The 21572-nt window shown below is 53.7% G+C and carries 17 protein-coding genes and 1 pseudogene; 9 read left to right on the forward strand and 9 right to left on the reverse strand.

Features of this window, described 5'->3' with window-relative positions:
* Both ACYX34_RS12655 and ACYX34_RS12660 read right to left on the reverse strand, forming a co-directional pair.
* Positions 1–332: PAS domain-containing protein (locus ACYX34_RS12655; RefSeq protein ID WP_462076930.1), on the reverse strand; the 332-nt coding region annotated here is incomplete at its 3' end.
* A gap of 240 nt (positions 333–572) precedes the next feature.
* Positions 573–1199, reverse strand: a complete 627-nt coding sequence (locus ACYX34_RS12660) for a hypothetical protein (RefSeq protein ID WP_462076931.1) — start codon at positions 1197–1199, stop codon at positions 573–575.
* A gap of 213 nt (positions 1200–1412) precedes the next feature.
* Here ACYX34_RS12660 and ACYX34_RS12665 point away from each other — a divergent pair, with 213 nt between their 5' ends.
* Entirely contained in the window at positions 1413–2519 is a 1107-nt protein-coding gene (locus ACYX34_RS12665) for a Rieske 2Fe-2S domain-containing protein (protein WP_462076932.1), read from the forward strand.
* Between the two features lie 29 nt (positions 2520–2548).
* Here ACYX34_RS12665 and ACYX34_RS12670 read toward each other — a convergent pair whose 3' ends face one another.
* Together ACYX34_RS12670 and ACYX34_RS12675 are read right to left on the reverse strand one after the other, a co-directional pair.
* Positions 2549–3277 carry a hypothetical protein gene (locus tag ACYX34_RS12670; RefSeq protein WP_462076933.1) on the reverse strand — a complete coding sequence of 243 codons (729 nt, stop codon included), beginning with the start codon at positions 3275–3277 and terminating at the stop codon, positions 2549–2551.
* 315 nt (positions 3278–3592) lie between these two features.
* Positions 3593–3793, reverse strand: a pseudogene (locus tag ACYX34_RS12675) (transposase family protein); the annotation flags it as partial.
* A gap of 428 nt (positions 3794–4221) precedes the next feature.
* Here ACYX34_RS12675 and ACYX34_RS12680 point away from each other — a divergent pair.
* The 5 genes from ACYX34_RS12680 (at position 4222) to ACYX34_RS12700 (ending at position 9289) form a co-directional block, all read left to right on the forward strand.
* Positions 4222–5451 (forward strand): NAD(P)/FAD-dependent oxidoreductase, encoded by a 1230-nt coding sequence (locus ACYX34_RS12680; RefSeq protein WP_462076934.1) that lies wholly within the window; start codon positions 4222–4224, stop codon positions 5449–5451.
* Positions 5452–5737: 286 nt separating this feature from the next.
* The gene (locus ACYX34_RS12685) at positions 5738–6286 is read left to right on the forward strand and encodes a hypothetical protein (protein WP_462076935.1); all 549 of its coding nucleotides are present in this window, start codon (positions 5738–5740) and stop codon (positions 6284–6286) included.
* A 202-nt stretch (positions 6287–6488) separates the two neighbouring features.
* On the forward strand, positions 6489–6908 hold the full coding sequence (msrB, locus tag ACYX34_RS12690; protein WP_462076936.1) for a peptide-methionine (R)-S-oxide reductase MsrB: 420 nt from the start codon (positions 6489–6491) through the stop codon (positions 6906–6908).
* Positions 6909–7171: 263 nt separating this feature from the next.
* On the forward strand, positions 7172–8338 hold the full coding sequence (locus ACYX34_RS12695) for a hypothetical protein (protein ID WP_462076937.1): 1167 nt from the start codon (positions 7172–7174) through the stop codon (positions 8336–8338).
* Between the two features lie 36 nt (positions 8339–8374).
* Positions 8375–9289: an NAD(P)-dependent oxidoreductase gene (locus tag ACYX34_RS12700; protein ID WP_462076938.1), complete on the forward strand. Its 915-nt coding sequence runs from the start codon at positions 8375–8377 to the stop codon at positions 9287–9289.
* 115 nt (positions 9290–9404) lie between these two features.
* Here ACYX34_RS12700 and ACYX34_RS12705 read toward each other — a convergent pair whose 3' ends face one another.
* Both ACYX34_RS12705 and ACYX34_RS12710 read right to left on the reverse strand, forming a co-directional pair.
* Positions 9405–9992: a DsbA family oxidoreductase gene (locus ACYX34_RS12705; RefSeq protein WP_462076939.1), complete on the reverse strand. Its 588-nt coding sequence runs from the start codon at positions 9990–9992 to the stop codon at positions 9405–9407.
* 77 nt (positions 9993–10069) lie between these two features.
* Complete coding sequence (locus ACYX34_RS12710; RefSeq protein WP_462076940.1) at positions 10070–12001, reverse strand: ATP-binding protein; 1932 nt, start codon at positions 11999–12001, stop codon at positions 10070–10072.
* A 210-nt stretch (positions 12002–12211) separates the two neighbouring features.
* Here ACYX34_RS12710 and ACYX34_RS12715 point away from each other — a divergent pair, with 210 nt between their 5' ends.
* Together ACYX34_RS12715 and ACYX34_RS12720 are read left to right on the forward strand one after the other, a co-directional pair.
* The gene (locus ACYX34_RS12715) at positions 12212–12565 is read left to right on the forward strand and encodes a flagellar basal body rod protein FlgC (protein WP_462076941.1); all 354 of its coding nucleotides are present in this window, start codon (positions 12212–12214) and stop codon (positions 12563–12565) included.
* Between the two features lie 133 nt (positions 12566–12698).
* Positions 12699–14873: a B12-binding domain-containing radical SAM protein gene (locus ACYX34_RS12720; RefSeq protein WP_462076942.1), complete on the forward strand. Its 2175-nt coding sequence runs from the start codon at positions 12699–12701 to the stop codon at positions 14871–14873.
* Between the two features lie 120 nt (positions 14874–14993).
* Here the strand turns inward: ACYX34_RS12720 and ACYX34_RS12725 are convergent, their stop codons facing one another.
* Positions 14994–16268 (reverse strand): hypothetical protein, encoded by a 1275-nt coding sequence (locus tag ACYX34_RS12725; protein WP_462076943.1) that lies wholly within the window; start codon positions 16266–16268, stop codon positions 14994–14996.
* A gap of 511 nt (positions 16269–16779) precedes the next feature.
* Positions 16780–17415 carry a peroxiredoxin gene (locus ACYX34_RS12730; protein WP_462076944.1) on the reverse strand — a complete coding sequence of 212 codons (636 nt, stop codon included), beginning with the start codon at positions 17413–17415 and terminating at the stop codon, positions 16780–16782.
* A 223-nt stretch (positions 17416–17638) separates the two neighbouring features.
* Here ACYX34_RS12730 and ACYX34_RS12735 point away from each other — a divergent pair, with 223 nt between their 5' ends.
* Entirely contained in the window at positions 17639–18001 is a 363-nt protein-coding gene (locus ACYX34_RS12735) for a pentapeptide repeat-containing protein (protein WP_462076945.1), read from the forward strand.
* A 52-nt stretch (positions 18002–18053) separates the two neighbouring features.
* On the opposite strand, the gene ACYX34_RS12740 is transcribed toward ACYX34_RS12735, so the two are convergent.
* Positions 18054–21008 (reverse strand): DUF748 domain-containing protein, encoded by a 2955-nt coding sequence (locus ACYX34_RS12740; protein ID WP_462076946.1) that lies wholly within the window; start codon positions 21006–21008, stop codon positions 18054–18056.
* Positions 21009–21572: the final 564 nt, after the last annotated feature.

Raw genomic sequence — 21572 nt, forward strand, 5'->3', positions numbered from 1 at the left:
ATGGGGGTCACAGAGACATCCCACCATTTAGGCATCTGTGGTTGCGTCCTGGGGGAAAACCCGGTGAAGTGCCCAACCGTGCCCTGACGGGCTTGCGCAATGGCAGCCTTTGCCTGTTTCTGATCATCACCATGCCAAAATTCCACCCAGGCTGAGCCAACGAGCTGGGCGAAGTCACAGACCTCCAGTGCCCTCATCCCGTGAGCATTCATGGAAAGGAGACGCCCCTCCAGATCCAGCACCTTGATGCAGTCGCGACTACTTTCAATGAGACGCGTTGAGAATTCTTCGCTGCGGCGGAGAGCTTCTTCGAGGTCTGCTTGCGCCATCATCCATGCCCCTGGAACGGGGTCTCAGTGGAAGGCTACCTGCGCGAGGGTCTAGCACTGGCATTGAAATGGCCACAACTGAGCCTGAACGCTCACGCTTTCGTGCAACGCCCTCGCGACCAAGTTTCATACCCATGCATTCTGTCTACTCCCTGATTGTGGCGTAATAAAGCGGCAGATCGAGGAGAGACACTTCAATAACTCAAAACCTAGCCCTTACCGAATCTTTGAGGTCTACACAGTTTAGAAACCGGAATGGACATCCATTTCGCCATGAGCGACCGGCTTCGAAAATGCCTTTGGAGGCGAGCTCTCCGGAATTCGGAATCGCTTCTTAATGGCCGTTACGACCTGTATGGCTTCTGCCTCATCAAGCCCTGCGCCGAATCGATACATTCTCTCCCTATGGTTGAATGCGATTACTCCCCCGCCGACTCCCCATAACTGGAAACTGGATGAGAACTCCACCGGACTCGTTCCAACTGGCTCAGTGCGAAGATCCCGCATCTGGATGAGGCTGTACTCTTTATCAAACCCAAATCCTCCGATATCGCGTCGAATGGTGAACGCCTGTCCGCGCACGGTGAGAGTCTCTTTTCCCATCATCTGCCACAGCCACGCATAAATCGCGACCACTCCACCGATAGTCCAAACCCCGAACCAGGCCAGCATGAACAGTTCGCCCTCAGGTGGGCTATCCCCCGTCAGAAACTGCTTTGCAACCATCACTTCAGCAACGACCCACCCACAGAGCCAGAACGCCAAGAAGGCAATCACGAATACGCTACGGCGACAAGGCATGATGACGCGCAGCCCAGCCGCCGTATCCGCGATAGAGATTCGAGAGTCGGTGGGCTGTTGCTTTGCCATAAGCCTCCCCCTGTGAATGGTCGGCATTATGACACGAATGATCAAATGGCTTCACATACGCTTCATCGCACAGGTGAGTGCCTCCATGATCTGTCTCACCACCTGCTCCGGCGTCTGAAGCTTGACTCATGCGCGCCTTGGTCGTAGCCTCTGCTCACACAGCTTTCCGAACTACGATGAATAGTCGAACAGAATGAGCCCAAGGAGTCTCCCATGCCTGACACTCAGTGGACGGATATCGGATTGGTCGAAGAGCTCAAGCAGACGTCGCTACGAGAAGTCGTGTGTGGGAAGACACGCATCGCCCTCACGTATACAAACGGAAAATTTTCTGCCATCTCCGGTGTCTGCAATCACGTGGGCGGGCCACTGGGCAAGGGCACTCTCGACGGGGACTATGTCGTCTGTCCTTGGCACTACTGGAAATTTCATAGTGAAACCGGACAAGGAGAAGCAGGCTATGAACAGGATTGCGTGCCGGTCTATGCGACCAAGATTGAGAATGGTCGGCTGTACATTGACCTGTCCTCTACCACGAAACGTACCAAGCAAGCACACCAACCTCATCCACTCGCTCGCCCCATCGTTCGCCAGACAGGCCCGGTGCGCGTCGTCGGGATTTCCACCACAGCCATGACGGCAGGCCATCCCCGCTACAGTACATCCGACGCGTTACTCGATATCGCATTGGATTATGCACGCATCACGCTGCGGCTGGAGACACGATCCATCAAGCTGCGAGATCTGAACTTTCGTGCCTGTGAAGGCTTCTACTCCAAAGCCGCGCAGGCCTGTACCTGGCCCTGCTCCATTACGCAAATGGATCCCACCGATCAATTGGATCGTGTGTACGAAGCGATCGTGCATTGGGCGGATGTGATTCTCCTCTCGACGCCGATTCGATGGGGCAATGCCAGCAGTCTCTATTTTAAGATGGTCGAACGGATGAACTGCATCCAGAATCAAGAAACCATTGCGAATAAGCATCTACTCAAGAACAAGGTGGCGGCCTTTATCATTATGGGTGGTCAAGACAATGTACAGGGCGTGGCGGGACAGTTGATGACCTTCTGGGCCGAGGTCGGTTGCCAATTTCCACAGTTCCCCTTTATCGCCCACTCACGCGGCTGGAGTGCTGAGGATATGGAGCGGAATGTCTGTGAAGTACAGAATAGCCGTGAGTTGCGCGAGGCCGCGGAACAACTGGTGACCCGTGCCGCAGATATGGCTCAATGGATGGTAGCGGGGCAGGTCCCGGAACATCCGCTGACTGGAGGAGGGCGCAAGGCACACAAGCTCGACAGCGAACCGACAGGATAATCGTCTCGTCGTGGAGGCGGTAAGGCCTGCTAGTGCACCGGGATGTTTGGACCGATCTTCTCCAGGATCACTTGTTTCACCTGTTTGGCGAATCGCTTGGAGACTTCGAGGTTCCGCTGGGCATAACCGGACTCGGAGACTTTATACGTTGCAGGTGGTGCCTGTGAGGTAATCGTGGCTTCAAACACCACTGCCAATATTTTGGCAGGTTTCCCGGTTTTCCGATCGATCCCATAGGCCTCCTTCAACGACACCTTCGGCGCCACCTCGACATCCACCCCAGCCGAAAGATGAGGCTTCAATAATCCTGACCGTTCCTGGTTCCGTTCGACGAGTTTAATGATCGGATCCGCGACAAACTCGCTTCGAATCTGGTCTGCCACCGCTCCCTTGGCTCGTTCGGCCTTCTGCATCTGTTCATCCAACTCAGCCGGTGCGAGATCCACATAGATCGGTTCTTTTGGTTGTCGCTTCCCTGCGGAGCTCGCAGGATCAAGCCCTTCGGCTTTCTTCATGGCGACCTCTTGCGCGGCAGCTTGTCGCTTGGCCATCGGATCTTCAGGATCATAGATCGTGATCCTTCCCTGCACATCGGTCTCATACACGAGCGTCTTGCCACCCTGGTGATCCACGCGATAGACCTTCTGCTCACCGCCCACATTGGCCGTATGGTAGTTACTCGCACATCCTACGATCAGAAGACCGGCAGCGGCACACCACAGAGTACCAACTCTTCGCGACCAGGTATGGATAGCCATAAGAAGGACTCCTTGCTTCGCTCTCAGAGACATCACCCTCTGCTTCACACCATCCAGATAAGTGTAGCAGGATCGTCCATGAAGCCAAGGTTTGGCGACGGACCACTTCTTGCGTTCAAGAAAATGTTGAGACCAACCGATGAGGAAAGAGACGACGTCTAGACTGGTTGTGGGACATCGTTTCCCCTGCTCCGCCATCAGACCGCCCAAGTAGGCCCCCTGGATCATGTGAGGACACACATTGGTGGATCCATCTGCCCGTCTTGCCCATCCCATGACTCGCAAACATGTGGTCATTAGACCACTTGCATAACCTCATGGCGTCAGGTCCCTGTTATTGCAGACTACGATCCGGATGAAGCGGAATCCGAAACAGTTTCTTCGATTTCTGTATCGGTCGGAAACGATCTTGAAGCGCTTGAGGCAGGCGATGACGTGTTCGGCGGAGACGCGGTCTGTGGAAATGAGGCAGTTGCCTTGCTTGTCTTGCTTGCTCAAGGGATTCTTCTTGCTCTGTTTTTTTGGGCAGGGTCAGGCCCAAGCCGTGGCTCAACTCGGGCCCTTCCGCACATCAAGCCTCATCTCATGATGACTCTGGTGTGTCATCTACTTCTTCCTCATCGACATCAGAAACCCTGTGCGAGACGATGTCCGAATGGACCTGGTACCACCTCACTATTAAACCAAGAGCACGATTACTATTTGAGCAATCAGCCGTTCGGCACGAGAAGTCGTCGAACAAGCAGCTCGATGCAACCGTCGGAGAAGATCGCAACCCCTTACGTCGCGTGGCCTAACTTCGGGCATCGTTCTTTCAGGAGGTTCCTTCTCTTACCGTTCGAATGACATTCTCCACACCGGTTCGTGGTGAGCCCTCCGATTGACTCAGCCCAAGCGATATGTAACGCTGCTCCTGAACTACGACACGAGCGGAGCGGAGGAGAATGACCGGTACACGCGTCGTCATTATCGGGGGTGGTTTCGGCGGCCTATCGGCTGCGCGCGGCCTAGGGGACAGCCACGTCACCTTAATCGACCGGGCCAATCACCATCTCTTTCAACCGCTCCTCTACCAAGTCGCCACAGCAGCGCTGTCGCCCGGCGACATAGCGTGGCCGTTGCGCACGGTCTTTCGCAGACAGCGAAACGTCCAGGTGATGATGGACGACGTAGTGGCAATCGATCGAACCACGCGCGTGGTTCGCTTGCAACAGAGTCCTCCAGTCCTGTTTGATGTCCTGATCGTCGCCCCAGGCTCCCGCCATGCCTATTTCGGCCATGATGAGTGGGAGTCCCATGCACCAGGAATCAAGACCATGACGGATGCTGTCCGACTGCGTGAGAAAATGCTGATGGCATTCGAGGAAGCCGAACGGCACCGAGCCACAAGCGGCTCCTCACCTCATCTGACCTTCGTGATTGTCGGGGGAGGTCCCACAGGCGTTGAACTCGCAGGTGCGCTGGCCGAGATCGGAAGAAGGGCCATGGGACCGGATTATCCTCATCTCCGCACAGAAGATCTCTCGATCATTCTTGTGGAAGCAGGCCCACGCATTCTCCCGGGGTTTGACAGCACGCTGTCAATCAAAGCTGCCGGTGCACTCACCCATATGGGTGTGACGATTAAACTGAACAGCCCAGTCACCGCCGTCACCCCCGATGGTGTGCAGGTTGGATCTGAGTGGATTCTATCGACACACATTGTGTGGGCGGCAGGGAATCGAGCATCGTCTTTGCTGAACACACTCTCAGCACCACAAGATTCTGCTGGTCGGATCAAGGTTCAATCGGATCTGACCATCCCTGACGATCCATGGATCTTCGTCATCGGCGATGCCGCCCATTGTCTCGGACGAGACGGCAGCCCCCTGCCCGGAGTGGCACCGGTCGCCATGCAACAAGGACGGTATGTTGCCGCCCTGATCAATCACCATCTCCCTCCGGCGGAACGGTCGCCATTTGTCTATGCCGACCGTGGCATGCTCGCCACAATCGGGCGTGCGCACGCCGTCGCGCAATTTGGTCCAATCCACGCATCAGGGTTTCTGGCCTGGTTCCTCTGGTGCGTGGTCCATATTTTCTTTCTGATCGGATTCAGAAATCGAGTGCGGGTCATGTCGGAATGGATCTGGTACTACCTCACCTTCAAACCAGGTGCGAGAGTGCTGTATTGAAGCGTCACAGAACTCTCACCATATGTAAACGCTATACCGGAAGTCCACCGTAAAAATTGTATCCCTTCTCATCCTGGTAGCTGGTCCCTGATCATCACACAATGCTCACCAACTGGGATTCCCTGTTGCAGACCTGATTAAGTCGACACCGCGTCCAGCCTGGGAGTTGCTTGCCGCAACCGGCCTTCTGCTCTACAGCCGACCCCTCAGACCAACTGTTGACAGGCACCGCTCTGCCGCGTAGGGTTTCTCCGTTTTCATCACGGAGACCATCGGCTTGATCATCATGGACCATCTCATGCTCATCATTTCCGTCATTACCCTCATCATCATCGCAAGCACCTGCGTCGCGTGGGTACGTCGATTCAGTCGGACAACTAAGGAACGCTATCACCAGCATCTCCCTGCTGTCCGCATTACCAACTTGTCGACTTTGAAAGCGGAAGACACCATCACATTCACACCAGAGTTGGAAAATACAGGGCCTGGAGTGGCGTACGATTTTCTCCTGCAGCTCAGTGGGTGGGATGGCAATTTTTCCGTCAAAGCGTTTCACCCCCAAGGTCCTGGCTATCAGAAACACTCCGTCCCGATCGTCCTTGGCCCGAATGCTCCGATCCGTACAAAACTGTTGAGCCGCTGTTACTTGCGATTAGCCTATCGCGATTGCTGGGCACAGCGATACGAATGCTGGTATCCCGTGTTCCAAGTCCCGAACGTGGACAGCCGTCTCTACGGGATTCAGATCAATCTCACTCAACCGGAGTTCACCGAGCCGCATCCATCGGTCAATACCATGAGGAAACTCCTTCGCAAAATTCCCGCCCATCACTAACCAAACAAGTCGATCAGCTTCGCCCCCGTCGATACGCGCATTTCATGTACACCTCAGGTTGGGCACTTGCATTCCGGACTCATGCCTCGTACCATTTTTTGAGCACCAATACCCTATACGTGACCATATCGACGACCATGTAAGATAATGGCACCCTGCTCGACTCTGAAGCAGTGATGCCTGCACACAAAGGAGACCGATCATGCCCCAAAAACTACAGATTGATCCCATCGTGAAGCTCACGAAGACGGACGAAGAATGGAAACGGCAACTTTCGGCTATGGCCTATCGTGTCTTACGCCATGAAGATACAGAGCGAGCCTTCGTCAATCCTTTGCATGAGAATCACCAGGCTGGCACCTATTACTGTGCAGGGTGCGAGCTCCCGCTGTTTTCATCTGCACATAAGTTCGATAGTGGGACCGGCTGGCCGAGTTTTTGGCAGCCGATCGACCCTCGGGTCGTAGAAACTCGGACAGACTTTACCCTCTTCATCCCTCGGACCGAAATCCACTGTGCTCGATGCGAGGGCCACCAGGGTCATGTCTTTAAAGATGGCCCCAAACCCACGGGTCTCCGCTACTGTATCAACGGAGCGGCTCTGAAATTCGTGGCAGATTGAATGTGTTGGGCTCCCGCACGTTCCGCGCCTGTGAACAGACCCTACGTAGGTCGCATAGGGGACGTTCCACAATCCCCGTTCCCCCTCTGGCGCTTATGATCCGGTTCGCGGTACAATTCCTCCCCAGGAATGACCGAGTACATGGTGTAATGTTCCTCCCCCTACGATTTTACACGTGCCTTCTTCTTCCCCTCCTCCTCCTTTCATGTGGAAAGGTCGGAAGTCTGTTTGGGTCGAACACCGACCCCTGCTCGTTGATCACCGTGGCTGATGCTCAACAGGCGCTTGGGGAGTCAGTAGCGGAAGGGACACCGACTGAACCAAAGACCTGTCTTTTCAAAGCTCACCGCAGCGAAGACAATACCGTCACGGTTCAACTTCATGACACCTCCGGTCAGGACCGACGAGCCTGGTTCAATAAGGAGCGTCTTCGGCGCGATAGTCGACTGATCCCAGGGATTGGCGAGGGAGCCGTCAGAGTCGACACGGCCTCGCTTTCTCGTCTGACCTTTCTCCACGAGGAGGAGCTCGTCACCGTCATCGTCGCCTCAACCAAACAGAAGCATCTCGCTGACGCCGTCACCCAATTAAGTCGGACCGTTGCCGAACGATATGGCGCTCCCTTAACCGCAACCATCCCTTCCACACCATCCGGCCCTATCACCGAACAGGAGTCACCGCACGACGCTGGTTCACGCATAGCTCCCGTGACGCTTACACGCACACATCCTGCTCCTGACCTCATTCAGGACGGACCCAAGAAGTCCACGTCTATTGATCCAAGCAATCTAATCGGGACCTGGCATACGCGCGTCTCACGTGGAACGACACAGCATGATCTCCTCCTGGTCATCAAACCGAACTTGGAATGGTCCCTCTCCTCGATGATGGAGTTCGACGGCATCTTGAATGCTGAATCAGGCTTGTGGTCTCTGGAACGAGCGAACACATTCAGAGGACTTGGATGGAAAGGGACCTATCGAATCACCGCGCCGAATGCATTCGCCACAAGCGGGAGCGTTCAAGCCAACTGGAAAAGGCTCATGACCGATCAAAACCCTTCCCGCATTCCTGCTGAACTCTGGAACCTCCGACGCGAAGCAACCAGCGTCCCGGTCTTCCAATTGAAGACGGTTGACCCTGACCTAGTCGGACAATGGGAAGGTTCCGGCACCTATGCCGGCGGCCCCGCCACCTTCGTGTGGGCCATTCAACCATCGGCTGCGACGGATTTGTTGATTGTAGATAGTCTTAAGGGAACAGTGCAAACGAAGGACGGCCTTCCTCAGCTACAGCCGGTACAGAAAAAGCAACAACGTGTGAGCGTGATTGCCTTCAACGATCATGGGTTTACCACGACAGATGGAAAAACCAACCTCAAATGGAACAAACTACAACAACCGCAATCCACAGAAACCCGTCAACTCTAGCAAGCGCAACGATCTCTCATGCCGGACTGACCTCGTATGACTGAACGACCTGACCACATTGGATTCGTCGGGATCGGCCGTATGGGCGCCAACATGGCCCGTCGCCTCCACGAACGTGGCTTTCACCTGACATCGGTCTATGATCTTCATTCCGCAGCCGCTGCCGACTTGGCTAATGAACTCTGTGTCTACCCGGCACACACACCGGCTGAGGTTGCTGACCGGTCATCCGTCATCATCACGGTAGTGTCCGATGATACCGCAATGCGTACGATCTTCTCTGCGCACGATCAAACGAGCTTCGCGGGTAAATCTCGAGACCGACTCTTTGTTAATTGCGCGACTCTCTCACCAGACGTTCATCGCGACATTGAACAATTGGTCACGGCGCAGGGAGGCGTATGTCTTGAAGCCTGTATGGCAGGAAGTATCACCCAGGCCAGGCAAGGCACCTTATACCTCATGTGCGGTGGCAGTCCTGAAGCCTACACTCGAGCGAAGGTCGTTCTCGACGCCCTTGGAACGACCGTGCGATACATAGGTCGAACCGGCGAAGCAGCGAAGGTCAAGGCCCTGGTGAATATGGTCATGAATAGTAACACCGCAGCATTGGCGGAAGGACTGGGGCTCGGAGCAGCGCTTGGGATCGACCTCACCCTCCTGCGCGAAGTGTTCGGTCAGACAGGTGCTGCTTCACGAGTCTTGGAAACGGATGGAGAAGACATGCAGCAACGAGCGCACGAATGCTACTTCTCCGCAGCCCATGCGGCGAAAGATTCTGCCATCGCACTCGATCTGGCCCAACAAGCAGGACTCTCGCTTCCTGTCGCCCAGGCGACCCTTGCTCAATACCGACGATTAATCGCACTGGGGAAAGGTGAGCTCGACAAATCTGTAATTGCCGAGTTGACGTTCGTTGACCGGCTTAGATCCTCATCAACGCGTGGCTGATGCCCATCCCCGGCTCTGGAAACAAGTCGGAGGGATCGCATAAGCATGGAGTCAAGGAGAACATGACTGAGTTGAAGGAGGACAGCGGGAATAGCTGACAATGACTGGATCTCGTTCAGCTTTTCTGAAGACTTGCAAAGAAATGTCTTACTTGTTCGACTGGCACACAGCCAACGAGCACATCGCCATCCGGAGAGACAAGGAGGGGAACCCCATTTTGACCGGTCGCGTGCCAAGCCGTCTCCCACCTCTGAGCAACCACCTGGTTCTGACCATCCACATCCTCAACTGACTGTACCCCAGCCAGCTGCTTCAGGACCATTGGATCGGAAATGTCTTGCCCTTCACACCAGAATGCTCGATAGATTCGGTGAACAAACTCCATGCCAGCAAGCTGATCTTTGTGTAAAAGCCCAATCGCGAATGCTATAGCCGGCAGCGTATTCGGTTTCCCACTGGGCAAGTTAATAGGAAGACCTGGTGCCAATCGCTGGACAACCGCCACTTCATGCTTCAACTCGGCTCCCAACGATCCCTGCCACGGTTTCATCGGCCTCGGAAGATGCGGGGCATGTTGAACACCTCGCCATTCGCAGGACTCAAGCAATCCCATCTCATGCAGCCGCTCATGCAGTGCATAACAGAACGGACAGTTGAAGTCACTATAGAGCAGAACGCGATCGGATGTAGAATGCGCAACCATGGACGCCACTGTACAGCAGTAGCGAGGCAGAATCTACCTCATTCCACTCGTCACAGAGAGGTTCCTATGCCAGGGAATTATGAGGAAGGCTGTCGTAGCAATTCTTCAAGACCTGCCCGAAGAGCGGGCAACGTGAGTGGCTTGATTATTACTTTGTCCATACCAGCCTGACGACACTTCTCCGCATCCTCTTCGGATGCATGACCGGTGAGCGCCATGATCGGAAGATGATTGACCGCCCCTTCTTCACGACAACGAATTTCACGGGTTGCTTCGTACCCATCCATTTCCGGCATCTCACAATCCATCAATACAATATCGTATGTTGTTCGGCTAATCGCCTCCACCGCTTCGCGCCCCGTGCGAGCCACTTCAACCTGGCAACCCAGCTTTTGCAAGAACTTGCAAGCCACAACTTGATTGATTTCGTTATCATCAGCGACTAACACTCGTTTCGGAATCCCCTGTTCGCCTGAATTGGATGGATCCGTTCCTAATGGAGCAGTGTCGGCTTCCCGATGAATCGCTGGAAGAAGATTCGTGGTATAGCTGAACGTGCTCCCCTCACCGTACTGACTGACGACGGAGATTGTTCCTCCCATCAACTCGACCAGCTGGCGACAAATCATGAGGCCCAGTCCGGTCCCACCGAACCGCCGTGCAGTTGACGCCTCAGCCTGTGCATAGGCTTTGAACAGCTGAGCCTGTTGTTCCGGAGTTAACCCGATCCCCGTATCACGCACGCTCCATTGCAAGACGACCGTGTCTGCGTTCTCTGACACCCTGGGCTTCACGGCAACAGCAATCGTGACTCCCCCCTGTTTTGTGAACTTGATTGCGTTCCCAACGAGATTGAAGAGGATCTGTCTCAACCTGATTGGATCACCTCGAAACTCCTCGGGAACATCTGCATGGATATCTACGCCGATAGTCAAACCTTTATGCGCAGCCAACCCTTCCGTCAATGTCGTGACATCCCGAATGAGCGCTCGCAGGTTGACATTGGCCACCTCCAACGTCATCTTACCGGCCTCAATTTTTGAAAAATCCAGAATATCGTTCACCAAAGTCAACAAGGCTTCCGCAGATCGATGCATTGTCTCGATCAATTCCCGTTGCTGGTCGCTTAACGAAGTGTCTTTCAGGAGCTCCGTACATCCCAACACACCATTCATGGGGGTCCTGAGCTCATGACTCATGGTCGCGAGAAAAATCCCCTTCGCCCGGGCCGACTCTTCCGCGGCTTCCTTCGCACGGCGCAACGCGACGTCCGAGGTAATATCCAGCCCATAGGCACGGATGAGGTCCAGCTCTCTCAAGGGAAAGAACGACCAGGCAATCACCCGGTCCGACACAACATGTTCCACCATTGATAATGACGCATCGGTGGCGAGACACTCGCGGAGCATCGTCGAGAGATTGTCCGGAAACATGCCCTCAATCCCGGCTTCAAGCAGTCCACACTGTCCCATCAAATTTAACATGCCCGTGTTGGCATACAGCATGGCACCCGTCGCATCAAACTCCACAATGGGATTGGGTGCATCCTCTGCCAGCCTCGCAGCACGATGCACATCTCGCTGAACTTCCATCGCGTCCGTCAGGTCACGGACGATCACGACACCCCCGACCCATACACCGTGCTGGGAGCGAGGCCAGAACGAAAGTGATAACTCGAGTTGAGTCTCATCTTCGCGAGTCCATATATGAGAAGGAATCACAACAAACTCGCCCGTATTCCTCATTCGAGTAAGCGGACATTGGGTTGTGTTCCCCTCCTCCAATGTCACACACCCCATCAGATCATGAAACCCGATCCCGATCATCTTGTGTGTTGGTCCAACCAATTGCTGGGCCGCAGCATTTACAAACCGAATGCGATTATCGCAATCTAAGAAAAAGATGGCCTCAGGGACGGCTTCTAGAAGGAAGCAGGCATCATCTCCCATCGGGAAGTCCGGTGGTCGATTCCCTGAGTCGGAAGTCGCGCTGTTCATGGAATGAGTCATGGCCACGAGAGAGATACCCTTGAACCTCCATTCTATCGGCAGAAGCAAGAGCCTCCTAAAGTTCCAATAGATGCCATCTTGGGACCAACGTGCTCATTACTACCGGTTGATTTAGATTACTTTTCGACTCTCTGCTTCCGTTCAAGTTCTCCTCGCACCATCCGATAAGACACACGAGTGGGCATACTAGAATCTCCATGGGAGGTATCTATGATATCCGCCATACACACCGCACTCTCTGGCCTGGCTGCCTTTGGGAAACAGATTGAAGTCGTGGCGCACAATGTCGCCAACCTCAATACCGATGGTTTTAAGAAATCCAGAACAGAGTTTGTCGAAGCTCAAACCGGAGGTGTTCTCCCCGTTGTAAAGAAAGATGATGCCTCAGGTCCAACAGTTCTACGGGATACTGGCGGAAATCAATTTCCAGTTGAGCTCTCCAATGTCGACCTTGGTGAGGAGACCATCCAACAGATTGTGGCTCAACGAAGCTTTGAAGCGAATCTTCAGACCATCAAGACTGGCAACTCCTTACTCGGCAGCATTCTAGACCTCAAAAAATAGTGCCAGGTTGCTCTCTTCCTTTCGAATGGCGTTGCAGCATCGATCTGCGACAAACCGTTCCACAACGAGTCTTCTGCCGGTTATCTTTTCCTGGGCATAGCATTCTTCTCCATCACTGTGCTATGTCCGGCTCATGACTTCCCAACGTGTATTGTTGGTCATACCGCCCTTAACCCAGCTGAATACCCCCTATCCATCCATCACCTATCTGACCGGCTTTCTTCAATCACGCGGTATCCAGGCAGACCAGGCTGACCTCGGCATTGAAATGGTGCTTCGCCTCTTTAGTCCGGAGGGGCTACGATCCGTCTTCAAGCAACTCCACAACAACTCGGACTCCCTTCCAAAGGAAGCTCTCCGAATGATGAAGTCCGAACATCACTACCTCGAGATGATCGGACCTGTCATCAGTTTCATGCAAGGCCACACTCCCGATCTCGCGGCTCGCTTGATTCAACCCGGAGTTTTACCTCAGGGACCACGATTCCGAGGTCGGCGGACATTCGCTCGCTCGGTTTCCACCTCCGATCGTGCCAAGCAATGGGGAACCTTCTTCTTGGAAGACCTCGCTGATCTCGTACAGGCTACCATTACTCCGCACTTCGCCTTGAGTCGGTATGCAGAGCATATTGGGCGCAGCGCGTCATCATTTGATCAAATCGTTGGTGCGCTTGCAGACACACGGAGCCTGATCGATGAGTGGCTGCTGGACCTCTTCTGGAATCACGTTCAACGAACCCAACCGACACTCATTGGCCTGTCCATCCCATTTCCTGGCAATCTCTACGGGGCCTTCCTCATCGCACAATCGATCAAACAGCACTGTCCAGACCTCCCCGTCGTCATCGGCGGTGGCTACGTGAACACCGAACTGCGCCGTGTCTCCGATCCCCGAGTCTTTGACTATGTGGACTTTATTACACTCGACAACGGTGAACGGCCCCTCTTGTCATTGATTGAACATCTCTTGGGACTGCGCCCCCGCGGAGCACTGTGCCGAACGATCTATCGCGAGCGAGATCATGTGGTGTATATCGACGATCCAAGGCTGACTGATTTCTCGATGGATGAAATCGGGTGTCCGACCTACCGAGGTCTGAATCTGGATCGCTATCTGACCATTCTCGATAGTACCAACCCCATGCATCGACTGTGGTCGGAGGGCCATTGGAATAAGCTCACCGTGGCACACGGGTGCTATTGGAAACAGTGCACATTTTGCGATGTGGGACTGAATTACATCAGTCGCTATGAAATGACGCCGACTGAACGACTCATTCAGCAAATTGAGCAACTCATTACCGAAACAGGATGTCGAGGTTTTCACTTCGTGGATGAAGCAGCCCCACCTGCGGCACTGAAAGCGCTGGCGCTGGGGCTCTTGGAGCGACAAATTACCATCCGCTGGTGGGGCAATATCCGGTTTGAACCAGCCTTTTCTCCAGACCTTTGCCGACTTCTAGCTGCATCTGGATGCATCGCCGTTACCGCTGGACTTGAAGCAGCCTCAGACCGTCTGCTGGATCAGATGGAGAAAGGGATTACCGTCGACCAAACTGCACTGGTTGCTGCCGGGTTCAAAGAAGCAGGCATCCTGATCCATGCCTATCTGATGTATGGTTGTCCATCAGAAACCGTACAGGAGACCATCGATTCACTCGAGCGCATTCGTCAGTTGATCGCGGCTGATCTGATTCAATCGGCCTTCTGGCACCGATTCACCGTCACAGCGCATAGCCCAGTAGGGCTTAACCCTTCGGCACATGGACTGCGCGTTCTTGGACCCACGTTCCAAGGTTTTGCAGAAAACGATCTGGAGCATACTGATCGTTGCGGAAACACCCCAAGCTGGATCGGCGAAGGGCTTCGACGCTCACTCCTCAATTACCTTGAACGACGGGGGCTAGATCTTGATGTCCGTTTCTGGTTCGATGAAGACGTTCCGTGCTCTGCAGTATCCTCAAAATGGCTCTCACGCCTGCTCAAGAACCAACGACTCGATGAGGAAACACGCATGGAGCGGCGGTTGGTGTGGCTTGGTGGGAGCGTAACCAGTGACCCTCTTGGCAAACACTCACGACTGGTCCTCAGAGGTCCTCAGAATGACCAGATTCTTAGACTCCCGACTCCAGAAGCCCAATGGCTGACGCAATTAATCACAGAGGCCACTCCACATCGGCCAGCTCAGATCTATCCGCACATACGCGACGTAGAAAAAGGATTTCCTGGAACAGCATCAAGCTGTAACCGGTTTCTCACTTCTCTAGCTTGGAAACGGATCAGATCTACTGGTTTAGCGCTCGTCTAGCAGATACACGCAAAACTACACGGCAGGCTCAAGCGCGAGGAGAGAAAAACAAGGGCCAGAATCCATGTGATGGATTCTGGCCCTTATCTGAAACAAACCGGTCTAACTTACGCAGAGCAACTAGTATTGCAGCTGCAAGGCCACGTGGAACGAATCGACCTTGTTTCCAGCTGCACCCGCGCCATAGTTAAACAGGCCCTTGCTTTCAATATCACCATACCGGCCATAAGCAGAGATCCGAGCATTGTGGCCCGAGATGATGTAGTTGACACCATATTCCCACTCCTGCCGCATGGAGCTGTACAGTGGATCGATGCTGGTGAATCGCGCGTAAGGTTGGAACCGTCCGATACCGACTTCGTTCGGGATCAGGTACAAACCGTAGACCGTCCATGAATGACCATTAAATTGACAAAAACAGTTCGCGGCCCCGGTTGCTGCAAGTCCGTAATTGGCCCAGTGGCGCTTGAATTCTCCATTGAAGGTAAACACACCCATGTTATTCGGGAGAACCTTCTCGATCAACAAATCGACGGAGGCTCCAGTAAAGTCACTCGTTCCGGCCGTGGATGAGCCAGCCCCATCCTTCTGATGCTGAACGCTCCCGGCGATTGCAATAATATCTCCAGCCGTGCCGTAGTAGGTCCCTGCAGTGTAATACCCAGGATTCGGCTCATCGTTTAAGAGATTCCATTGCAAACGTCCTGTATACATCAAGCTGTTGCCAACGTTTGGCCCGTTCCGTTGTCCTTGGGATACCGCGAGGGCATACAGTACATGCGTGCCGCCTGGGTGAACCTTACCCCAGAAGGTTGCCGCATTATCACGGCCATAGAGACCGGCTCCACCGCCTGTCCCAGCCGCTCCATTAAAATTTCCGCTGAAGTCTGCTGGAAAGAACGGCGTCCTGAAGCCATCGAAGGTGGCATGGTAGAAAGGACCGTTCAACTCACCACGCTCACTCGGCAGCAACATACGCCCGACCCAGAGGTTGGCCATCTCATTGAATTCAAACTTTCCAATCGCGTCCAGAAGCCCGATGGACGAGTTGCCTCCGAAATTCAATCCACCTACAGCCCCCCCCTGAACGGCACAGTTGAAGCAGTCTGTATTAAACTCGAACTTAATGTACTTGTGGAGCTGCCCATTGATGTAGATACGAGCATTGTTGATCGTAAACTCATTGCTATAGTGCGTCCCGTTGGCTGCTCCGTTTTCTATGGAATTGAAACTCGTTCTGATACCCATCCCGATCGAGATCCACTTATCTTCATCGGCCTTGATCGTGCCACCAGCAAAGGCACTGGGCAACGTGGATCCCATTCCAGCCACCAGTGCCACCATGGCTCCAGCAACTACAAATTGTTTCCACCGCCTCACATTATGTCCCTTCATACTGATGCCCTCCCTTGTGAGTAATAAGAAACCACCACTGCCCACCTACAACGATTAAGTAGAAACTTTTGCCCCTAGGAAGTTGGCGCCGAATATGCCTAAGTCATCGAAACAAAGCAAGAAACTTTTCGTATGTAGCTCAGCTGTGTCGACTATACATCAGTAATTCTGCTTGTCCAAGCACATAGAGAAAACGAACAAGTGTGACCCTGGTCACCACACAGCTCAATTACGCTCCACATATGAAAGAGGCTTCAACTCGTTTAGTCCACGGAGCCACGTGACCACGGCAGTAACGCCAGAAGGTCCCGCTCCGTGTAGAGCAATCCTCGTACCTCAGATTATTCATACGTGAAGATGTCTACGGTTCGATGGAAATAGGAGAGCGGCGGCGGTGAGATTTCTGTCTCTTACAGAGCGGACTTGTCATGTAACATGCTGATAAATAAGAGCCAAGCAGAAGATGCTCATTATCCTCTGCCTGGCTTTCTCTACGTAGACTGGCAAGAGTCTATCGGTTCGGTTGAGGGGTGTAGCGGAGGTACGGTTTCACCGTCGTGAATCCTTTAGGAAACAACTGTTGCGCTTCTGCATCACCGACTGCGGGGGTAATGATGCAATCTTCACCATCTTTCCAGTTTGCCGGTGTAGCTACCTTGTATTTCGATGTAAGTTGGAGTGAATCAATAACCCGCAACAATTCATCGAAGTTCCGCCCACAGGAAGCCGGATACGTCAGTGTCAGCTTCACCTTCTTATCCGGGCCAATGATAAAGACCGACCGCACCGTCATATTGTCGATCGCATTTGGATGAATCATGTCATAGAGCGTGGCGACCTTTTTATCAGGATCGGCGATGATGGGATAGTTCATCGTCGTCTTCTGAGTCTCATTGATATCATTGATCCATCCTTTGTGAGAATCCATTGGATCTACACTAACCGCAATCACCTTCACCCCTCGCTTTTTGAATTCCGGAGAGATTTTGGCAACCGTACCCAACTCCGTCGTGCAGACTGGTGTATAATCCTTGGGGTGGGAAAACAGAATACCCCACCCATTCCCCAGCCATTCGTGAAAGTTAATCGTGCCCTCTGTCGTCTCCGCCGTAAAGTTCGGCGCATCATCGCCCAATCGAATCGCCATAATGACACCTCCTTAAAATCGTATCGTCATGAAATAGAGCCTCACCCGACCGTGTCTCGTTACCATACTGTGTCGTAATGGACGAGTTCAAGGGGCAGCGAGAGGGCGCCGACGCCCTTCTTAACCGCGACTGTCCTACTTGCGGCACCAGGTCCAGTCCCACACTCAAGTTTCTTGGCTCCCAACCGATATGACTCCTGAGTACCCTTGATGGAGTAGGACCATGGACTCGGACTCCGCACGCACCAAGCTCCGCATTTCCAAAGACCCAATGTACTTGATGCTCCGCGAAGGCTGCATTAAGGAATTCAATATCAAGAAAGCCGCGGGGGACAAATGCGATCTCCGAGGATGCGACCTACGGGGGCTTGATCTTCGAGGGCTTGATGCCGATGGACTGGATTTCAGAGATTGCTATTTTCGGCAATCCGACTTGCGCGGCGTCGATCTGAGCAAGGCCAACATGGATGGAGCCAGCATCAATGCCTGCAAGATCTCAGGAGTGCTCTTTCCTGCGGAACTCAGCGCCTCAGAAATTGAGCTGTCGCTCCTCCACGGAACACGCATGCGGTACAGCGTAAAGTAGCCTCAGATGCTCCAGCATCAGGCCCTGCTTGCCCTAATTCTGGGAAATGATGTTAGGAGCCGGCGGCGAGTGCCAATTGAGTACGCACCTTCTCATGACCAGACTCAGCAGCTCCCGAATCCAGTAGAGTCACTCGCGATTCAGTCAGTCTTCCACTCTCCAGAAGCAGATTGCGGACCGCCTCTGCACGTTGCCGAGCCAATGTCTCTAATTCGGCATCAGAAATCATGATGGCCGCCGCCACTCGCTGTTTCATCGCCTCCAGCGTCGGTTGAGTGAGCTCGGTTGATGCAGCAGACGGATCAGGAGGCGGCAGCTTCGCATACAGTTTTTCGACCAGCCGTTGCTCGTCCTTGGGGGAGAGCGTATCAGGATTGGAGCCTGCTGCTTCCCGAGGCTTCCCACTCATCTCAAACAGTTGATCGTGGAGTTTCATCGCCTGAAGGGCCGCCCGATCCAGTGTCGTATCGAATGTTCCCTTGATATCCAACCGAAGTCCGGCTCGCTCATCAAGCGCCGTCTCTAAAGCCTCAAGTTTTTTCACATCCTCGTCGGTCAACGACGTGCTGCCTGGTTGGAACTCGATGAACTGCAGGCCGTCCTCACTCTCTCCGCCACCAGGTACCAACTTGCCCATTAACGAAAACGGCGACGCAACGACTTTGGTCAGGAGATTGAGCAAGGTTGAGATCACCACTTTGCCGTACTTGAAATCCGGGTCGTTGAGGTTACCGCGAATCGGCATATCGATCTCGATCTGGCCCTTGCGATCCTTCAACAGTCCCACGACCAGTGGGACGGGCAGCGAGGTGGCCTCGGGACTATCTGTTTTCTCGCCAAACGTGAGTTGATCGACGTGGACAAGGTTTTCAGCTTCTAACACTTTTTGCGATACTTTGTACTTCAAGTCGAGCGACAATTTCCCCTTCGACAATCCGTAACCCACGTACTTGCCGCTGTACGGACCGGTCGGTCTGAGATCCATGCCGGCGAGGGTGATGACCAAATCCGTAAACGCGTCCTCGCTCAATGGGTTGATCTTCCCGACGATCTTAAACGGAGCGATTCGTCCGACTTTCCCGGCCAGGTTGACGTCGGCTTTCTTGAGCTGTTTGGACGACAGCCCTTTGATGGTCCCGCCGAACTCCGTGAGACCTGTTTTGACCCTTGGTTCAATCGATTGATCCTCGAATGTCGTGGTTAGCTTCACCAATTTGACCTGATCGATTGTGATGGGCACGGGCTCGGCCGATTTGGTTTGCGGCTTTTCGCCTTCAGCCTCTTTCTTAGCCGATGCGTGATCGGTCGGTGGAGGCGGAGCCGCGAGCCTTGAGAGATTGAGTTTCCCGTCAGCACCGATCACAATTTGTGCATTCGGTTCTTGCCAGACGATTTCCGCGATCTTCACTGCCGTCGGCTCGACGTCCAGCGCAATGCGATTGATGTTCAACGCCTTCCACGACACAGCATCGGTAAGGACATTGCGCTCCGCGATCGCCAGCTGATTCACACCCAGATTGCCCTGAAATTTCAGCATGGGCTCGTTCGTATGTTCTTTGACAAAATGCACCGTTCCATCAAGATCAATCGCACCATCCCGTACATCGGCGTTGAGGAACCGATCAAGATAGGGTTGAAAGGGATGGAATTCGATGTGCTCCAACTTTAGGTCGGCATCAGCTTTCAACGGTTCGACCGTCACCGTTCCCTTCACTCCGATCGAGCCGGTCTCATTCAGTTTCAGCGACAGATCGATCGGCAGTGGCTTCTTAAATGGAATCCCCACATCTTTCACCGTCAGATTCATCGCGGTCACATCCACATGTCCAGGTCGCGGAAGTGTTCGGTCTTCAAAAGCCGCTCCATAATTTCGCAACGCAACCTCATCCATCGTGATGAACCAGGGCTTCGCAGCCTTGGCCGATTCTTTCTTCACAGGAGCGGATGTTGCCGTTGTCCCGCTACCTCCTCCGACCGGTGTAAACAACGGCTGAAAGTTGAGCACCCCTTTAGCATCGAGCCAGGCTTCAAACCGGGCATTGGCCGAATGGACCTTGGCGACATCGATGGTTTGCTTCTGGAGGTCGAGCTGAACCCCCTCCACGCCAAACACCGGGACCGTCACAACCGGATCGATCCCGCCCCGCTCGACAATCGCAAGATTGTCAATCGAGAGTTTGCCATTCTTAACAGTCGCCTGAGGCGCCTCACCCCGAAGATCGAAATGATACGACGCAGAGAGACCAAGGACGCCCTCCTGAATATCAAACTGCACCACATCACGCAGTACCTGATGCAACGTCTTCAGTTTGATCCCTGAGAGATTCACGCGCCCATCCGACTCCATCGGTTCCAGAAAGATGGTCCCTTCCCAAGAAATCTGTTCTCCCTTTCCAATCTCCGCGGTGAAGGCATGGGCATTCTCCCTTCCCTCAACAGGAATCGTGCTGAAGTTTCGCAACCTGATCTCAAACGGGACGACGTCAATGGCGATCGGCCTGGCCTTCGAGTCATCGCGATACTCGACAATCCCTTGCCCGATCTCCAGAAGATCGATCTGCACCGGCATCAGTTTCTTGGGTTCACCGGTCGGCTGAGGGGGTGGGGGAGCTGTTCCTTCCGCAGGAGGAACTAACGACAGAAGATTCAACTTCCCTTCAGAATTGACCCGAGCAGCTACAAACGGCATCACGAGGCGGATCTCGTCGAACGCCACTTTCTGAAAGAGCAGCGTCACCGCGCGTAGATTCACGAACAGTTCCTCGAACCCCACCATCGGCGTCTCGTTCTGTTCCCGCACTTCTAGTCCGGTAAGACGAAGCGATAAGGCGAAGGGATTGAACGCCGCCTCGCGAAGCACGACAGGATGCTTGATTTGTTCAGAGACAGCGGGAATGACGTATGACGTGATGATGTAGGGAACCAGCACGAATCCAAAGAGGGCGTAAAAAGCGATGAGGCCAATTACCGCACTGATAACCACACGTGGACGAAGCAGCCGACGCATACCAGACCAAATCCTTGATACGTGAAAGTGAGAGTAAAACTATAGGGGACTAGCCCTTCGAATGTCTACTAGTGAAATACCTTCTTTGGGTTGGTATCTATGTAGGGGGTTCAACTCGTCGGTGATGTCCCAATGAAGTGGACATCCCGATAAGCGGCGTGAGGGAGAGTTTGACTACAATGAACTGCAATACTTCCTGAGATATGGCATGGCCATTAAAAGAGGAATGGGATCTGAATCGCGCTGGCATGATCGAAGGAGTCAATGACTAGCGGCGTTTATCCGCGTAGGGCAATCACGATATAGCACTACACGCACGCCGTATGAGGAAGCTCTGTTTGGTGCAGGTCCGAGGAGAAACTTCGAACCGGCTGTTTCAAACCTTGGGGGAATGGAATGCCATCCTCCAAGGCTCTCCGCTATATGTAGCCAATCTCCAAGTTGATAGCAAGATGTTGAATCCGCACGGTTTATGACCGTGCGGGCAGTGTGGACTGCTGCCGTTAGAACAAAAGAGCCTAAAAAACGCGACAAAAGGGACGTTTCCCGGATGACCGGGGACGA

This window comes from Nitrospira sp. CMX1 (assembly GCF_054902215.1).

What these genes read in the sequence shown, in the direction of transcription:
- ACYX34_RS12680 (WP_462076934.1), top strand. Translation starts at nt 4,222, where the DNA reads ATGACCGGTACACGCGTCGTCATTATCGGGGGTGGTTTCGGCGGCCTA.
- ACYX34_RS12740 (WP_462076946.1), bottom strand. Translation starts at nt 21,008, where the DNA reads ATGCGTCGGCTGCTTCGTCCACGTGTGGTTATCAGTGCGGTAATTGGC.
- ACYX34_RS12715 (WP_462076941.1), top strand. Translation starts at nt 12,212, where the DNA reads ATGATATCCGCCATACACACCGCACTCTCTGGCCTGGCTGCCTTTGGG.
- msrB (WP_462076936.1), top strand. Translation starts at nt 6,489, where the DNA reads ATGCCCCAAAAACTACAGATTGATCCCATCGTGAAGCTCACGAAGACG.
- ACYX34_RS12700 (WP_462076938.1), top strand. Translation starts at nt 8,375, where the DNA reads ATGACTGAACGACCTGACCACATTGGATTCGTCGGGATCGGCCGTATG.
- ACYX34_RS12720 (WP_462076942.1), top strand. Translation starts at nt 12,699, where the DNA reads ATGACTTCCCAACGTGTATTGTTGGTCATACCGCCCTTAACCCAGCTG.
- ACYX34_RS12685 (WP_462076935.1), top strand. Translation starts at nt 5,738, where the DNA reads ATGGACCATCTCATGCTCATCATTTCCGTCATTACCCTCATCATCATC.
- ACYX34_RS12660 (WP_462076931.1), bottom strand. Translation starts at nt 1,199, where the DNA reads ATGGCAAAGCAACAGCCCACCGACTCTCGAATCTCTATCGCGGATACG.
- ACYX34_RS12710 (WP_462076940.1), bottom strand. Translation starts at nt 12,001, where the DNA reads ATGACTCATTCCATGAACAGCGCGACTTCCGACTCAGGGAATCGACCA.
- ACYX34_RS12665 (WP_462076932.1), top strand. Translation starts at nt 1,413, where the DNA reads ATGCCTGACACTCAGTGGACGGATATCGGATTGGTCGAAGAGCTCAAG.
- ACYX34_RS12670 (WP_462076933.1), bottom strand. Translation starts at nt 3,277, where the DNA reads ATGGCTATCCATACCTGGTCGCGAAGAGTTGGTACTCTGTGGTGTGCC.
- ACYX34_RS12735 (WP_462076945.1), top strand. Translation starts at nt 17,639, where the DNA reads ATGGACTCGGACTCCGCACGCACCAAGCTCCGCATTTCCAAAGACCCA.
- ACYX34_RS12730 (WP_462076944.1), bottom strand. Translation starts at nt 17,415, where the DNA reads ATGGCGATTCGATTGGGCGATGATGCGCCGAACTTTACGGCGGAGACG.
- ACYX34_RS12705 (WP_462076939.1), bottom strand. Translation starts at nt 9,992, where the DNA reads ATGGTTGCGCATTCTACATCCGATCGCGTTCTGCTCTATAGTGACTTC.
- ACYX34_RS12725 (WP_462076943.1), bottom strand. Translation starts at nt 16,268, where the DNA reads ATGAAGGGACATAATGTGAGGCGGTGGAAACAATTTGTAGTTGCTGGA.